The 16,275-nt window shown below is 48.6% G+C and carries 12 protein-coding genes and 1 riboswitch; of the genes, 7 read left to right on the top strand and 5 right to left on the bottom strand.

Going from position 1 to position 16,275, the window contains the following annotated elements:
* Positions 1–720: 720 nt before the first annotated feature.
* Positions 721–798, top strand: a riboswitch (cyclic di-GMP riboswitch).
* A 74-nt stretch (positions 799–872) separates the two neighbouring features.
* Together MJ770_RS13060 and MJ770_RS13065 are read left to right on the top strand one after the other, a co-directional pair.
* Entirely contained in the window at positions 873–2,738 is a 1,866-nt protein-coding gene (locus MJ770_RS13060) for a S8 family serine peptidase (RefSeq protein WP_239255130.1), read from the top strand.
* 396 nt (positions 2,739–3,134) lie between these two features.
* Positions 3,135–3,800, top strand: coding sequence for a PEP-CTERM sorting domain-containing protein (locus MJ770_RS13065; protein ID WP_239255131.1), 666 nt, complete (start codon positions 3,135–3,137; stop codon positions 3,798–3,800).
* A gap of 1 nt (position 3,801) precedes the next feature.
* Here MJ770_RS13065 and MJ770_RS13070 read toward each other — a convergent pair whose 3' ends face one another.
* Positions 3,802–4,092, bottom strand: a complete 291-nt coding sequence (locus tag MJ770_RS13070) for a hypothetical protein (RefSeq protein WP_239255133.1) — start codon at positions 4,090–4,092, stop codon at positions 3,802–3,804.
* 113 nt (positions 4,093–4,205) lie between these two features.
* Between MJ770_RS13070 and MJ770_RS13075 the strand changes: the two genes are divergently transcribed.
* The 5 genes from MJ770_RS13075 to MJ770_RS13095 all read left to right on the top strand — a co-directional run bounded on the left by MJ770_RS13075 (position 4,206) and on the right by MJ770_RS13095 (position 7,211).
* Positions 4,206–4,781: a LexA family protein gene (locus MJ770_RS13075; protein WP_239255135.1), complete on the top strand. Its 576-nt coding sequence runs from the start codon at positions 4,206–4,208 to the stop codon at positions 4,779–4,781.
* 242 nt (positions 4,782–5,023) lie between these two features.
* A complete protein-coding gene (locus tag MJ770_RS13080) occupies positions 5,024–6,178 on the top strand; it encodes an FAD-dependent oxidoreductase (RefSeq protein WP_239255137.1) in 1,155 nt (384 codons plus the stop codon).
* 4 nt (positions 6,179–6,182) lie between these two features.
* The gene (gene nrtS / locus MJ770_RS13085; protein ID WP_239255139.1) at positions 6,183–6,401 is read left to right on the top strand and encodes a nitrate/nitrite transporter NrtS; all 219 of its coding nucleotides are present in this window, start codon (positions 6,183–6,185) and stop codon (positions 6,399–6,401) included.
* Positions 6,401–7,027, top strand: coding sequence for an RNA polymerase factor sigma-70 (locus MJ770_RS13090; RefSeq protein ID WP_239255141.1), 627 nt, complete (start codon positions 6,401–6,403; stop codon positions 7,025–7,027). Before nrtS ends, MJ770_RS13090 begins: the two co-directional genes overlap by 1 nt.
* Positions 7,020–7,211 carry a zf-HC2 domain-containing protein gene (locus tag MJ770_RS13095; RefSeq protein WP_239255143.1) on the top strand — a complete coding sequence of 64 codons (192 nt, stop codon included), beginning with the start codon at positions 7,020–7,022 and terminating at the stop codon, positions 7,209–7,211. Before MJ770_RS13090 ends, MJ770_RS13095 begins: the two co-directional genes overlap by 8 nt.
* Positions 7,212–7,364: 153 nt before the next feature.
* Here the strand turns inward: MJ770_RS13095 and katG are convergent, their stop codons facing one another.
* From katG to MJ770_RS13115, 4 genes are all read right to left on the bottom strand, one after another.
* Positions 7,365–9,587: a catalase/peroxidase HPI gene (katG, locus tag MJ770_RS13100; RefSeq protein WP_239255145.1), complete on the bottom strand. Its 2,223-nt coding sequence runs from the start codon at positions 9,585–9,587 to the stop codon at positions 7,365–7,367.
* A gap of 380 nt (positions 9,588–9,967) precedes the next feature.
* Positions 9,968–10,462 carry a hypothetical protein gene (locus MJ770_RS13105; RefSeq protein WP_239255147.1) on the bottom strand — a complete coding sequence of 165 codons (495 nt, stop codon included), beginning with the start codon at positions 10,460–10,462 and terminating at the stop codon, positions 9,968–9,970.
* A gap of 406 nt (positions 10,463–10,868) precedes the next feature.
* Positions 10,869–13,406, bottom strand: coding sequence for an EAL domain-containing protein (locus MJ770_RS13110; protein WP_239255148.1), 2,538 nt, complete (start codon positions 13,404–13,406; stop codon positions 10,869–10,871).
* Between the two features lie 12 nt (positions 13,407–13,418).
* Complete coding sequence (locus MJ770_RS13115) at positions 13,419–15,353, bottom strand: FecR domain-containing protein (protein WP_239255149.1); 1,935 nt, start codon at positions 15,351–15,353, stop codon at positions 13,419–13,421.
* Positions 15,354–16,275 lie beyond the last annotated feature (922 nt).

The raw sequence follows: 16,275 nt of genomic DNA on the forward strand, positions 1-16,275 counted from the left end.
ATATTATATATTAACGACAAAAATTCGATATTATATTCAATTTGTTAACAAATTCAAAGGCAATGCTGTCGTCAAAAAGCGACACTTAATGGAATTTGTAATTGGCCAACCGTTGTAAAAATTCCAATATTAATACCTTTCCTGTTGTTTAGATGAATGTTTGAAATGAATGGCATGTTTTTTGCTTTTTTATTGAAAGTAGACATATTTGCCAACATTATTTCAAGAATAATTTTCGAAGGAACATAACTGCCGGTTTTACAAATGAACACCAGGAATTCTGAAGGTTGACATAATTTTTATGCCGGTGATGCTATCAAGGGTGCCTCTAAAAGTTCAAATTTCTAAGAAAGACAAGGCACGAATAATAAATTTTATTGCTGCATATGTTTGATATATAAATTATATTTTTTAGACAAACGCCGTTTTGTGACGAAACGGGGTGGGTAAGCAGGCAAGCCGCAAAGCGGCTGCTCTCAAAATTGGGTTTTAGAGATGCCCTCAAGGTAATTTTTTGAGCCCGTACCCTTCAAGCTCAGGAAGACGCTTGTCCTGTAAAAAAATTAGTCTGTTCCTTTGCGCCCTGAATTACTTAATCAATTCTTGATATCGGGGTAGCCATTTTTCATTCATCATTGACGAATATATCCTCGATAAATTTTATGGCGCTTTCTTTATTGCCGCCCTAAAGTTTCCCAAACTATTGTCGATCAATTAGTTAGCTGAAAAAGGCAAACCCATCGTGAGGTGAGGACGCAAAGCTTCCGGTCTTGGAATAGAGATAGCGGGGTTACCAGAATGATCAGGCTTTAAATCCTTGGTGTGTTCATTTGCTTTATCAGCAGACCATTAATATATCTAAGGAGTCTGACATGCCACGCCAACATCAATTTCCAGTTCACTTTTCTGACAACAAGCATCGCGATTATTCGAGCGCTACGTCCAGTTATGCACGCTCATTTCTCTTGGCTGCTATTTTGGCAGGATGTGCCAGTATGAGCCATGCTGCGCCATCTTCCTCGGCCCAGGGAAGGGGGTTGGAAATTGCACAAGATGTCGTACCTGCTCATGCCCATGCACAACCTATTGTCGGTTGGGCAAAAAGCCGTTTATTAATTGCGCCACGCGCTGGTTTGGCCACAGGTGAGTTTGAGAGTGTATTGAAACCTCACAACGGCAAATCCAGAGTCCACATCAAAAAACTCAATGCCCATATAGTCGAGCTGCCAGAAGGTGCCGATGAAGTGGAGGTCATGCGCATGCTGAAAAAAGACCACAGACTGAAATCCGTTGAGTTAGATATGGCAGTTACGCATGATGCCGCTGTGTCTGATCCTTACTACAGTAATAGTTGGAGTCTACCGAAAATCCAGACTCCCCTCGCTTGGGACAGTGCTAATGGTAACGGCGTGATCATTGCCATTTTGGATACGGGGGTGGACAGCACGCATCCCGATCTCGCACCCAACATGGTTCCCGGCTGGAACACATATGACAACAATTCCAATACAAGTGATGTGTATGGCCATGGCACTATGGTCGCCGGCTCAGCGGCGATGGTGGCCAACAATAATATGGGTAGCGCGGGCGTCGCTTGGGGTGCAAAAATAATGCCAGTGCGGATCTCCGCGCCTAATGGAAACATAGCGTACTGGAGTACCGTGGCGCAAGGCATCTATTGGGCAGCCGATCATGGTGCCAGAGTCGTTAATATAAGCTATGTTGGTGTTTTGGGCAGTGCCACCGTGCAATCTGCGGCGCAATACTTGCGCGACAAAGGCGGCGTGGTCGTGGTGTCTGCCGGCAACACTGGCGGGTCATTGGGTTACGCGGCAAGCGATTACATGCTGGTCGCCGCAGCTACCGATAGTAACGATCAACGCGCTAGCTGGTCCAGCTATGGCTCTTACGTGGATATTTCCGCACCTGGTGTCAGTATTTACACAACGCTTCGCGGCGGCGGCTATGGCAATGTTTCGGGCACCTCCTTTTCTAGCCCCATAGTAGCGGCAACAGCCGCCCTGATGATCTCGGCCAATTACAGGCTGAGCCCTGTCGAGATTGACCAGATTCTCAAAGGCACCGCAGTTGATCTGGGCACAGCAGGCTACGATATTTATTATGGTGCAGGTCGGGTTGATTCAGCCAAAGCTGTGGCAGCCGCTCAATCGATAATTAAAACGAGCCTGGATACCCATGCACCGGCTATTCTCATTACGTCACCGGTAGGCAGCACGGTGTCTGGAAGTATTCCGGTCGATGTAAGTTATTCCGACAATATTGGAGTAACCCGAGTCGAGCTGTATGTTAACGGCCAAAAATTTGCCACTGATGACAATGCACCCTTTGCATTTGCCTGGGATACGTCAACACTCATGGACGGTGCTTACACCCTTGTCGCCTATGCCTATGACGCGGCAGGTAACGCGGGTGTCTCACCCACCGTCTCGGTAACCGTCGGCAGTGACACCGTTGCTCCCGTAATCAGCAGTTTCAACTTGGTGGATGGCATGACAGTCTCCAAGAAGCAGGCTGTGCAAGTATCGGCTATTGACAACCAGCATGTCTCCAAAATCGTTCTGACCATTGATGGTAAGGAAGTCGCTGTCGCTCATGGTAACTCTTTGCGCTACAACTGGAATGTTCGCAGGATAGCCAACGGTGCGCATATTGCAACTGTGCAAGTATATGATGCTGCGAATAACACAACCAGTAAGACCGTAACGGTTTATAAATAGATAGATAGTAAGTGTTTGTGGTTTGTTCAAGCGCCCTTTGGGGCGCTTTTTTTTGTCGAGATTTTTTACACGAATTATTTTGCTGAGTAAGGCCAGATACTTGGGTACATCGTCTTTCGTCAAACAATTCTTACCAATACACGCCGTTCTTAAATACATTGCGATCCCCGATCTCTTCAAACACCGATTACTGCTGACTCGGCGCTTGGCTTTTACTTGTCGAAATACTTTACAATTTTAATAAAAAATTACACAACAATATAGTTCATTAATAATTAATGTCATTAAAAACATATTGTTAATTGTATGATTAAGACTTGGCACAAGTATTGCTTGTATAAGGTGCATACTACTTATTTATATGCACGTCTTTTAAATTTCTCAAGGGGGAAAATCATGAATAAACTTTTAAAGTACAGTATCGTCACTGCTGCATTGATGATATTTGCGGGTAACGTATCTGCTGCTCCAATGTATTGCAGCGTTAGCAACCCAAATAGCGATGGAATGGATACAAACAACGTGACCTATAATGGCACTGATTCCGATGATTGTTACGGCGTTGTACAAGCCAATGATAGTGAAACTCTTATCAATTCACTAGACTTATGGGACGCAGTAACTACCCCATGGAGCCTCCTGGCAAAAGACGATACCAATAGTGGCAATGGCAGTTTTGGGGGCGTAAATTTTAACCTGAGCACAACTGCTGGTACAAGCGGCAACTGGACACTAACTGGTACTGCAATCGCCCCTGTCACCTTACCAGTATATCTGGATTTCATGGTAGTGCTGAAAGGAAGTCAGCGTTTTGGTGCGTGGTTTCTTGATAACGTAGCATTTGACGGAAATGATGGCGGCACATGGGCAATTAACTTTGTAAACAATGGTGGTAATGTTCCTAACTTATCGCACATGTCATTGTATACTCGTGCCGGCGACACTCCACCATGTACCGTAAACTGCGGGCCAAATCAAATTCCTGAGCCAACCAGCTTGCTGTTGATGGGTGCAGGTTTGATAAGTTTTGGTTTTGCGCGTCGTCGCAGATCAGCAGCATAAATTATCTAAAATCCATGTGGTTTTGAATCAAGCACCAGGCGACTGGTGCTTTTTTGTTGTTAAGCACGGTAGGTTGGCTGAATGAAATGAAGCCAAATATTTCATTTGGCTTCGCGGCTGGCACGAATATGCTCGCCGTTTGCCCATCGTCGCGAAAGCCCAGCCTTGATAAGCGACCAACACAGTGGATAGCGGCATCACCCGGCGACAAGCGCCATTCAATCAGATCAACTATGAAGAAATATGTGCCTCCCGCAGCATCGGCATGTCGGTAATGCAGCCGTTCATCCATTCCTTATGAGATGAGCTTCATTTTATTCAATTCAACCGAGCTGCATCTAATCGAGTATGGCCTAATTCATAAAAAATTGACATTGGAACGATCGTTCCATTGAATGATTTTCTATGGAATATAATGCTAACTACCTTGCCAAGCTTCAGGATTATTATGCTGACAATGGCGTATTGCCGCCATACTCTACTATCATGTTGTTAATGGGATTTAAATCGAAATCGCCTGTGGCCGCTCTGGTGGCCAGATTGAAATTGGCAGGTTTCCTTGAGGCAACACCTGAAAAACGCCTCAAGCCAGGCAAACGTTTCTTCGAACGCCCCATCTTTGACAGTGTACGCGCGGGATTTCCCAGTCCGGCAGGGGATATGAGCCATGACACCCTCAGTATTGATGAGTATCTTGTTAGCCACCCGTCCAGCACGGTACTGGTGACAGTCAAGGGCGACTCAATGATAGATGCTGGCATCATGCCAAGCGATACCGTGATAGTAGAAAAACGCACCGCAGCGAATGTGGGCGATATGGTCGTCGCCATCGTGGATAACGACTTTACCCTTAAAACCCTGGGCCAGGAGAAGGGGCAATTCATTCTGATTCCCGCCAATCCAGCGTATCCCATTATTCGTCCCAAGGGCGATCTGGAGATTTTTGGCGTTGTTGTCGGGCAATTTCGTAAATACAGGTGACATCTTTTGGGCGCCTCTAAAAATTCAAGTTTCCAGGCAAGACAAGGCACGAATAAAAAATTTGAGCGCGGCATATATGTAAAGCCTCAGTCATTCTGGGGCCTTTGTATGGCTAAAGGGCACCTTTAAACTTAATTCTTACACCCGACACTGTAAGGAATGGTACTCAATGCACGACAATACAGGCGTGACAAATTGGATAAAAAATACCATGACCAACATGATCCCGCTAATGCTCAACCTTGAGCACCATTTCCGTTGAGCAAGGCATTGCAATGTATCGTTTGATCATGGCAGGCGGTGGGCACGCGCAACTGAGCGTGCTTAAAGCGCTTGCCCAAAAGTCTTTGGGCATTGATGCGGTGTTGATAACTCCTGGCCCTTACCAAATCTATTCCGGCATGTTGCCGGGATGGATAGCCGGACATTACAGTCTCTCGGATTGCCAAATCGATCTGCGGCCATTGGCAAAATCCGCCGGGATACGCCTGATATTTTCTCAACTAGTTAAAGTAAATGCCAAACAACACCGAGTCGTGCTCTCAAATGGCATGCATTTGGATTACGATGGCTTGTCGCTCGACGTAGGAAGCGAGACCGATTTATCATTGCTGGAAGCGGCAGGAGAACGACTGCTGCCGATCAAACCGCTGGCTAATTTTGTACGACGCTGGCCGACCATACTCAACACTGCATCGCAGCAGGATCATTACCAGCTCGTGGTGGTTGGCGGCGGTGCGGCTGGCGTCGAACTGGCATTTGCCGCGCAACATGCTTTTGCAACGCAGCGATGCAAGCAAGCTACAGTAGCGTTGGTCGCTTCAGAGAGCGGTATCTTGCCAGGTCATGCTAAAGCAGTTAAGCATCGCGCCCGTGCGCTGTTGGAGCAGCGCGGCATCACGCTGGTTCAGGCGCAAGCAGTGAGCACCTCGGGAGGGGTTACGCTTTCCAACGGGCGATCCCTGGCTGCAGATTGCATCATAGCGGCGACCGGTGCGCGTCCGCCCACTTGGCTGCGCGACTCCGATCTCGCGCTGGATGAAAAGGGCTACGTCCTCGTAGATGCACACCACCGAAGCACCTCCCACCCCAATGTATTGGCCGCTGGAGACGTGTGTATGCGCAGTGACATTAAGCTTGCGCATTCCGGTGTACACGCGGTATTTGCCGGGCCGGTATTAGCGCACAATCTGATTGCGGCCATCAACGGGCACGCACTTGAAAGCTATCGTCCGCGCAACAAATCCTTGTATTTGCTGGCGACCGGCCCGAAACACGCCATTGCATCCTGGGGTGCATTCAGCGCCCAAGGTCATTGGGTATGGCGTTGGAAGAACTGGATCGATCGCCGCTTCATGCGCAAGTATGGCGCTTTGGATAACGAATACAAGGAATGACAGCATGACCAATTTTTTCAAAGTCGCCATGTCGCGGCATATCGTAATCAACGCACTCAAGATTTCGCTTGTGGTCGGCAGCCTGCTGAATCTGGTAAATCAGGGGGGAAATATGCTGCATGGCGCTACGATTTCGTGGTTTCAACTGATATTGAATTATATGGTGCCGTATTGTGTGGCAAGCTATAGCGCGGCGAAAAACGAGATTGAGCTGAGGAAATAATGACTACCAATCGAGACCAAAAAGCAGACACCAAGCAGACCGAAGATCTGCTGGTTGATGCGCCATTTCTGGAAGATATACGCAGACAAATGATCAAGTTCGCCACGCTTCAGCTGGGAGACAATAACTTGGCCGAAGATGCGGTACAGGAAGCATTGATCGGCGCGTTGAAGAACGCATCTTCATTCGGTGGCCGCGCCGCACTCAAGACTTGGATATTTGCAATTTTGAAGAACAAAATCGCGGATACGCTGCGATACAAGCAGCGGTCGGTGAATGTCAGCAGCTTATTGCGCGAGGAAGATGAAGATGAGGCGTTTTCCGAATTGTTCGACCGGAAAGGATTCTGGCAGCAGGATGAACGGCCAGTAGCATGGGGTAATCCTGAAGCGTCTCTGCGCGAAAATCATTTCTGGAACATGTTTGAAGCGTGCCTGGAACGCTTGCCGCCCAAGCAGGGGAGGGTATTCATGATGCGCGAATTTCTCGAGCTTGATGCCGACGAGATTTGCACCACCATGAATTTAACTACCAGCAATTTGCATGTGCTGTTGCACCGCTCGCGCCTACGCTTGCGCGAGTGCATCGAAAACAAATGGTATCTGCAAGGAGAACGAAATGATTAATTGCCGTAACGTTACGCGTCTGTTGTCCGAGGCGCAAGAACGACCCCTCTCAATCACTGAGCGAGTGTTATTAAAGCTGCATGTGGCTATGTGCAGCGGTTGCCAGAATTTCAAAGACCAGATGGGTACACTCAGATTGATGACGCGTGCCTATGCAAAGAGAAAAAGCGATCACGATGAATGAAGGATAGCAATTTTCAATACGAAAGAGAAAAGAAGGGGTCACCCTTTTCGTGGAGCATGGCCACGAATTCTCTTTCGTATATCCAATCGTATTTAAAAAAGTAGCATCACTTTATGTATTCCCTGGACTTTCGATCCCCTTTTGCCGTCTAAATTACAGTTTAGAGCGACCGAGGGTCATCACCTTAGCCCACGCGTCAACAAAATCTCGTACAAACTTCTCTCGGGCATCGTCAGCTGCATAGACTTCAGCTACAGCGCGAAGCTCGGAGTTCGACCCGAAAATAAGGTCGACGGAGGTGGCCGTCCATTTGAGCGTCCCCGTCCCGCGATCACGCCCCTCGTAAATTCCATCGGGTTTAGATGACTTCGTCCATTTCGTAGACATATCCAGCAGGTTAACGAAGAAGTCATTACTCAACGTCCCAGGCCGATCGGTGAACACACCAAGTACAGATTGTCCGGTATTTGCATTCAGGGCTCGCATGCCGCCTACTAAAACGGTCATTTCAGGAACAGTCAAGGTAAGGAGGCTCGCCCGATCAACCAGCATTTCAACCGGTGATCTACGGTTATCCGTATTGAAGTAGTTTCGAAACCCGTCTGTGGTCGGTTCAAGCACAGTAAAAGAATTTACATCGGTCTGATCTTGCGATGCATCTGTGCGTCCGGGCGTAAAAGGAACCTGTATGTTTTGCCCTGCCTTCTTTGCGGCTTGCTCAATGGCTGCGGCTCCGCCCAGAACAATCAGATCAGCGAGTGATACCTTCTTACCGCCCGATTGCGCACCGTTAAAATCTTTTTGAATGTCCTCCAGACGCTTCAACACCTTCGCCAGTTCATCCGGGTTATTGACCTCCCAATTTCTCTGCGGTTCGAGGCGAATGCGTGCCCCGTTAGCTCCGCCGCGCATGTCGGTGCCGCGGAAGCTAGCAGCAGACGCCCAAGCGGTTCTGACAAGTTCGGGAACGCTTAACCCCGAGACAAGGATCTGAGATTTCAGCTTAGCGATATCTTCTGAATTAATCAGATCATGATCGACAGCTGGAACTGGATCTTGCCACAGCAATACTTCGTCGGGAACCTCAGAGCCAAGGTAAAGCGCACGTGGGCCCATGTCACGGTGCGTCAACTTAAACCATGCCTTGGAAAAGGCGTGTTCGAATTCCTTTGGGTTTTCCTGGAAGCGCTTGGCAATTTTGCGATAACTTGGGTCGAACTTAAGTGAAAGGTCCGTCGTGAACATGATAGGAGCATGCCGCTTCGACGGATCGTGAGCATCCGGGACGATGTTTGATCCATCCTTATTATCGGGAACCCACTGAATCGCACCTGCGGGGCTCTTGGTCTGCACCCAATCAAAAGCGAACAGGTTGCCTAAATACTGTGTAGTCCAAGCAATCGGGTTGGCTGACCAGGCGCCTTCCAAACCGCTGGTGATGGTGTCGCCAGCATGGCCGCTGCCACACTCGTTTTTCCAGCCAAAACCCTGTTGCTCAATGCCGGCAGCTGCAGGCTCGGGACCTAAGCACTGGGATGGGTTGTAAGCGCCATGGGCTTTACCGAACGTATGTCCGCCGGCAATAAGTGCAACGGTCTCTTCATCGTTCATTGCCATGCGACCAAACGTCTCGCGAATGTCTCTAGCTGCCGCGAGCGGATCCGGGTTGCCGTTTGGCCCTTCCGGATTCACGTAGATTAGACCCATCTGAACAGCGGCAAGAGGATTTTCCAATTTTCTATCGCCACTATAACGTTCATCTGCAAGAAACTTCGTTTCGGGCCCCCAGTTGACCAGATCAGGCTCCCAATCATCCTCTCGCCCACCGGCAAAGCCGAAGGTCTTGAAGCCCATGGATTCTAACGCCACATTACCTGTCAGGGTCATCAGGTCCGCCCAAGAAATTTTCCGACCGTATTTTTGCTTGATCGGCCAAAGCAGTCGCCGCGCCTTGTCTAAGCTAACATTGTCAGGCCAGCTGTTAAGCGGCTCGAATCGCTGTTGACCGCCACCAGCACCGCCGCGCCCGTCAGATATGCGGTACGTGCCTGCGCTGTGCCAAGCCATACGAATAAAGAATGGTCCATAGTGACCATAGTCTGCTGGCCACCATGCCTGTGATGTAGTCATCAAGGTCTCAATATCCTTCTTTATGGCTTTCAGATCGAGAGTCTTAAATTCCTTAGCGTAGTTATACTCGGTGCCCATTGGATTAGACTCAGCCGAATGCTGGCGAAGAGGTTTGAGATCCAGCTTTTCAGGCCACCAAAATTGGTTCGACATCGGCTTACCCTGAGCATTAGCAAAGCCTGATGTCACTACCGGCGTCAAACTTACCGCTAGAGCGGTGAGCAATGATATTGTTTTTTTATGCATGGCAATCTCCTCCTTCAGGTATGAAATTCAGCATTTTTACAGGTTACTATGTAGGTAAATTCTAGAACAACGTGCAATTTGAACTAACCGTGGTCGGGCGTGAGATATGAAGCAACATCCGTGCACGGTTGACCAGCCAGTCGGAATTGCAATAATTAACTATATACTCTTCACCCATGAAGAATGATATAAATTTATCCAGCGCGTTGGGTGCTCTTTAAGGCCAAGTTTTTGCAACGGTTAGAAAAGGTGAGCACATTCGTGCCAGCCACCAAACCAGGGTGAAATGTTGAACTATTCCATGCAGCTCAACCTTGCTACTATCCAGTAGAGGTGAAATAGGCGGATGCGCTGTCGATGATTGTCCGGCCAGGGATTATCTACTGGTTCTTAAAGTTCTCCGCTAGCTGCTGGCTAAGCGCGACATATTCACCAATCAGCTGGCTTAGTCCGGATTTGTCACTATCGGTTGGGTTCGGAACAGTAGCGAGTTTGTCGATCCGCCGCGATAAGTTGTCCAGCTGTTGAAAATGACTACCGAATTCGCTGAATTGCAGCTTCGTTACTGCGCAGCGATTAAACCCAGCCACTATGAATTCTCTGAGCTTGTTTGCCTGCTGTGAGGCACCAGATACAGCTTGAAGTTGTGTCGGGTCCAGTTTTCCAAACAATTTTCCATTTTCCGCAATGTTGGCTTCAAACTCGGCAGAGTAAGCCCAATATTTGGTGCTAAAACTATCGATAGTAATAGGTTTGCGTATACCATCATTACACTGCACGGCAGGAGCGAGATTGTCCTTGAAGATAAAAGCAAGTATGGCTAGCAGGATAATTCCAACAATAAACGGAACCACTGCCTTGGTATTGAGATTCATACATGCTCCTTATATGCAGTTGAAGTGGTTGTGGATTTTATGAAGCGCAGACTTTTCTTGTGTTGTGCCATTAGGTGTAGTCTCACAAACAAAATATGCTGGTTAGAGCTGAATCATATGATAACAGCTAGAGAGTATCTGAAACTCAACCTCGCTCTTCCATATTTCCAATCGCGCTTAAAAGGGTGCGTCCTCGTTCTTTCAAGACACCGCAACATGGCGTGAGTACAGCCGATTTAAACTTTCTCCAGCAGCGGCTCCTCAGCGAGGTTATAAGTGTCAGTATGCGGGGCATCAGGAAATCCTGTCACCAACCTCTTGAAACAACGAATATAAAAATCAGAACTCGCAGTCACTACTTCCGCAAGATGTTTTTTGAACAAGGCCCTGTAACCCTCAGTTTTGATTACTGTATAAATTTGAAGTTCTCCAAATCTGTGACTGAGAGTGGGCGGCTGAAAAGATAACCTTGCGCGTCACCACATTTGATATTGCGCAGGAAGAGGAGTTGCCCTTCATTCTCTACGCCCTCGGCCACTACATTCAGACCAAGCTTATGGGCAAGGCCGATAGTCGAGGCACAGATTTCCGCGTCGAGGTGGTCAGTTTCAATATCACGTACAAAAGACTTGTCAATTTTCAGACTGGTGATCGGGAATAATTTGAGGTAAGCCAACGATGAATGGCCGGTGCCGAAGTCATCCAGTGACAGGGTGATGCCCATGCTTCTGAACGTGTTGAGAATTTCTATGCTGCGTTGAGGGTTCTTCATAGCAGCAGATTCGGTGATCTCCAGCTCCAAGTGGGCCGCATCGAGTTGGGTTTCTTCGAGAATGCTTGCCACAAGTGCTGGTAATGTGGGTTGTTCGAATTGGCGGGCCGACAGATTGATTGCCACGCGATTGATGTGCAAAAGCCCTGCCGCATGCCAGACCTGCATTTGCCGGCAAGCGGTACGTAATACCCATTCTCCCAAGGGCAGGATCAGTCCGGAACTTTCCGCCATAGGTATGAACGAGTCAGGAAAAAGAAGTCCATGTGTCGGATGATTCCAGCGCACCAATGCTTCTACAGCGATCATACGTCCAGATTCCACGTTAATCTGGGGTTGATAGAACAGCACAAATTCATCCCGTGCCAGTGCCTGGTGCAATTGATTTTCCAGCAGCAGCCGATCCATGGCGCCTTGATTCAGATCGGGTGTGAACTGGCAGTAGTTGTTGCGGGCTTGAGTCTTGGCATGATACATGGCAGCACCCGCATTTTTCAGAAGCGAGGCGACATCACTGCCATCATCAGGGTACAGGCTGATGCCGATGCTGGAAGTGATGTGCAACGTTTGATCCGAAAGGTGAAAGGGTTGTGAGAGCACGCTCAGTATTTTTTCTGCGCAGAGCGCGGTTGAAGCAGTTTCCACACCATGGATGACAATGCAAAATTTGTCGCCGCCCAGACGGGCGACTATATCGTTGGTTCGAACATTCGATTTCAAGCGGGCGGTTACGTCCAATAATATTTGATCTCCCGTTTCGGGACCAAGGGTATCGTTGATTGTATTAAAGTCGTCAAGATCGAGCAGCAGAATGGCAAAGCTGCTTTTATTCATGTGTGTACCTTCGATGGCATGTGCGATCAATGCGTGCAGGGCGAAACAATTGGGCAGCTGGGTAAGTGGATCAACGTTGGCAAGAACATGTATTTTTGCTTTCTGCTCGTTATTCAGAAGACGAAGTGAACGCATGGTTTCCAGCATATTGGTGAACAGCAGTACCAGCAGAGGCATTAGCAAAGAGCTTTCCTGTTTTAACCAGTGAAGCAAGCTTAGATGGATTACATAAACAATCAGTGCCGCACCGATGCCGATTGCCGTACCGACAAGTGCAGACCGGCGAGGTTGCCATATCAACAGCAGTGCAGGAACGAGGGCGATGAGCAGCAACCCCAGTGTCAAATACCAGCGGGGTGGAGTGAGCACAAGATTTTGCGCCAGGGATTGATGGGTGATGGCCAGGACGTAAAGACCATTTAATTCACCCACAGGGGTGTTAATTCGGTCGGTAAAGAAAGCGGTGCTGCCGATGAAAACAGTCTTACCGCGAAACATGGCTGGGGCCAATTCTTGGCCGGGCGACCCCAGCATTGCCATCGCGATATGAGAGAAGGGTATGGACAGCACAGAGTTAGGATTGCTCGGGTAGAAGAGATGGACAGAACCCGCTTTGTCCGTAGGCCAGTTAAAGGTGCCGACTTGCATGCCACGACCCGGGTCAAAACTTACCGGTGGGTGTGGTACCCCGGCAAAATGCGCAGCTAGAGGCAAGCTTGGGACAATCTGGCCTTCAAAACGGTGAAATAGAGGAAAGCGACGCAGAATGCCATCGGGATCCGCCTGCACGGACGCCACACCGATATCTGCATAGTCAGGCGCAGGTTGGGTAAATGACGCCAGCGGCAATTGAATTGCTGGCCAAGAGAGAGACGGTAATCCAGACGGAACATCCCAACTTAATCCTTGCAGATTGGTGAGCGTCTGTTCTTCGCTCTCAGTTTTACTGAGCATTGAAGCGGCAAGTACCACATTCGGATTGCGTGAAATCGTTTCCCGTAGTTGCCCATCATTATCCCGCTGATCGACGAAGAGGATGTCGAACACTACGGCACGCGCGCCCATCTCGCCAAGATAATCAAGGAGCAGAGCAAAGGTGTCGCGTTTGTAAGGCCAAGACCCGAAATACGGTTTCATGGCGCGCAGAGAAGCATCGTCGATATCGATGACCAGCGCATCCTGAAAGAAATGCTGCTGCGCAGCCAAGCGTGTCTGATGATCTAGAGACCACACATCCAGCTGCTGATACAGCGAGGTAAAGCTCAGCGCCCACGTTAGTGCCAAGGCTGTCAGCGGAATCCACAAGGTATGGACAAATTTGACAGCCCGGATAGACATGGCAGGATCTATTTACAAAGCGAATGGTACGAGTAGCAAAAGTAGCCACCAGTAGGTTTTGGTTGGTACTTCTATTTGCTGAACAGGTCCGAAAGGGCCAGCAAAACCTTCGGCATCAATGGTTTTAACGCGCAGATAATATGTGCCTGGCTTGAGATTGTCGATCTGGCTCTGATTGATATCTACCACATTGGTCACGATTGGTTGGGCAAAATCAGGATCGTGTGCTACTTGAATCTGAAATTTTTCACCTGCTTTGCCACTGCGCCAATGCACCAGAAGTCTCTTATCATCCACCTGAGGCGGTTCTAGTTGCGGGGCTTTGGGTATCTTGCGCTGGATGAAGGATTGCACATCACTGAAAGGACCCTGATCTTGCCCTGCGTCGACAGAGGCAATACGCCAGTAGTATTGCCCCGGTGCGAGTGATACTTCATATTCATTGTTCACCTGCTTCGGCAAATCGACCAGCAATTCGGAAAAATCGGGATTCGCAGCTAATTGCACGTGATAGGAGTGAGCTGTGGTAGAGGCGTCCCAGCTTAACGTTGCCTGGGAGCCATAGACTTTGTGACCATCTTGTGGTGCGCTGATAACCGGCGGGGCTGGAGGGGTCTTATGCTGTGTGAAGGAGTGCATGTCGCTGAAAGGTCCCTGATTTTGTCCTGCAGCGACAGAGGCAATACGCCAGTAATATTGCCCCGGTGCGAGTGGTACTTCATATTCATTGTTCATCTGCTCCGGCAGATCGACCAGCAATTCAGAGAAATCCGGTTTTGTAGCCAATTGCAAGCGGTAGGACTGAGCTGTGTTAGAGGCGCTCCAGCGCAACGTTGCCTGAGAGCCGACGACTTTCTGACCGTTCTGTGGTGTGCTGATCAAAGGCGGCTCCGGACGTGCCTTAAGCGTGAATTCCAGTTCTGCATTTGCGCCTTCCAGACCGTTGCTATCGATCGATCTCACACGCAGGATATAGCGGCCATCCGGCAGGTCAGGCCAATTTGCGGCGTTGTCATTAAATACACCATCCAGTAGTAGTCGCTCGAATGAACGATTCTCGAACACCTGTGCATGGTAGCGTTCGGCCCCCGCTGCGGCGGACCATTCGAAGTGCAGCGGAACGCGTTGCAACACGCTGGGTGTCGAGCTTAAATCAGGTGCCGGCAATAGCGTTTGAGGAGCACGGGGTGGCTCTCCCACCACGGCCATCGTGCCGAAACCGGCCGAGATTGAAACTGCCTTGCCGCTAGTGCCACTGGCCTGCACGGTGCCATCGAGGACTTCGCTGCGTGAGACGTGATCGGTGTCGCTCACATGGGCGCGAAAGTCGGTTCCGCGCACAGCCAGGTTGAGCGCGCGTGATTTAATTTTATAACGTGCGGAAGGTTTCTGCTGTTTTGCCACGCGCGTGTCCAGACTGCCGCGATTCAACTCGATAACCGTATTGGCCATGCCGGTTTTGCCAAAGAGAATCATTTCCACCAGGCTCACTTGCGCGTTTTGGGTGAGCAGAAGGCGTGAGCCGTCCACAAAACGCATAGACACGTTAGCGTCAGCACCTGTTTCGATTACGTCGCCCACCTCCAATCGTGTACCCGCGATAAGATTTTGAGGAGGGTTGTTTTTCGGTGTATGCGTGACCTTGCCTTGAATATGAATGACTTCAGCGATGGCAGCTTCACGCTTCAGTAAAGCCACCGGCAAGCGCAGCATGGTTCCAGGTATGAGCCGCCTGGGTTGAGTCACGAAATTAATTTTTTGGAGTTGGCGCCAGTCGTTGGGATTGGCCAAATAGTCTGCCGCAATGCTGATCAACGTATCACCGGGATTGATCGCGTACAGCCACTCAGGTTCAGGTTCAGGTTCAGCCGCAAAAGCGGGATTGGAAAGCAGCAGACTTAAGATGAGTGCTGTAACGAAATGTAAGGGACAAAGTAAATGTGGCATAGCTGTCTCTAAATTAGTGCAGTATTTTCCAAGGCACAATAAAATCTGAACAAAAGATATTGATTTGAGTAACTGAATATCTTTCTGACTCGATTGGCTAGGTAAGTATCTTCTCCTTGCCTTGTAAATGAATATAATAGCTTTTAACTTGTATTGTTAAGCTCCAAGACGAGGTCAGATTCGCTGCTTGTTCATCACATGCTCAAAACTACTGATTCGCTTGAGATAATCATTGGCGACAATCAAGGTATTAAGTTCTACTATATAAATGGGGGGCAACGAAGTCAGGCAATTCATTGTCCAGCAAGCTGGAAGAATAATTGACACTGTAAAAAATAATTCGCTATTTTTGGAGCACACATTAAACAATGTGTATCGGGATCCATGTGGTGAATATGCCTGATACACGCTAGCTCTTGCATGATCAATTGTGTGATAGCAGATTTTTACCAAGTGATCGTTCAAAAAGCTGCTGTCTTTTACGCAAATTATTTCACTGTGTACTAAGCGGGTCAATAAGTTGAAGCTGATATTTAACACGCCGTGAAGAAACGATACTAGGTTTATACACTAATTAAGCAGACATGAGGCAAAGTAAAATTGAGGCAGGCTGGACAACGCAGGTAAAAATCAACCGCCGTTTTGATTTTCTTATGCCATGCATAAAAAAAGATTTTCAGTTCATCAATGACAGCTTGAAGTTGTGTTGGGCTCAGATGTGCCAAACAACCGTCCGCTTTCTGCAATATTGGTTTCAAACTCGGCAGAGTAAGTCCAATATTGAGTGGTGAAATTATCGAGATTTACAGGATTGCGCATACCATCATCACGCAGTACAGCTGGTGCGATTGTCGTTGATAATAAAAGTAAGTAGTCGACACTGAATTATTCGATTCTGTCGTTCAGATCAGGCTACGCAAGC

The organism is Candidatus Nitrotoga sp. M5 (genome assembly GCF_927904885.1).
Taxonomy (GTDB): Bacteria; Pseudomonadota; Gammaproteobacteria; order Burkholderiales; family Gallionellaceae; genus Nitrotoga.